Raw genomic sequence first — 718 nt, 5'->3', positions numbered from 1 at the left:
GCACCGGTCCAGCGAGTCGTAGCGCCCCGGGTGGCCCATCAGGTCGCCCGCCTTGACGGGAATGCCGCCGCCTGTGCCCTGTAGATCGCCCGGGCTGCACGCCTGGTTCGTGGTGACGACGACCCGGTCGAAGATGGAATCCGGTATGGTTTCCCTGGCGACCGGTCCACCATTCTGCAAGCCCAGGAAAATCCAGCCGGTAATGGCGACGGCGGGCGCGACGTCGCCGCCCGCGACAGGCGCATACAGCGTGGCTCCATTCAGGTCTGTGAGTTGCCCCCACGTTGCGCCGTGCACCGTTTCCGTCTTGCCGATGCTGACGCTCGTGCCCTGCGGCAGGATGCCAAGGACAGGGCCGTTGGGCGTCCTGCGCACGTGCAGGCCGACCTGCCCATCGGCAACCTGTCCGGCCACCGGAGTGGGTTTGTCCTGCGCGTAGCTCGTGATCGTCCACTGGCGCGACCAGTACGCCGGTTTTTGCCGCTTCGGGAAATGGCTGTCGTAGTCGGCGTTCGACATCAGGTGCATGTACAGGCTGTAGAACGTCAGCTTCGTGCTGCGCGGGAACTCCATCTCGTGGCGCACCAGCGCAAAGCCCGTACTGTAGGGAGCCTGAAACGGCGCGTTACCGCCGTCCGCTGCCAGTTCACTGACCGGGTAGTCCCGGTTGGCGCGCCAGGCGACGAGCACGCCGTCCGCGATGCAACGCAATCCGGCA

The 718-nt window shown here is 66.3% G+C and carries 1 pseudogene; it reads right to left on the bottom strand.

The window, feature by feature from the left end:
• Positions 1-718: pseudogene (locus U5760_RS31545) on the bottom strand (glycoside hydrolase family 19 protein); the annotation flags it as partial.

This window comes from Paraburkholderia sp. J12 (assembly GCF_905220215.1).
Classification (GTDB): domain Bacteria; phylum Pseudomonadota; class Gammaproteobacteria; order Burkholderiales; family Burkholderiaceae; genus Paraburkholderia.
The sequence above is the reverse complement of the archived record's forward strand: the minus strand, read 5'-3'. Positions and strand labels throughout refer to the sequence as shown.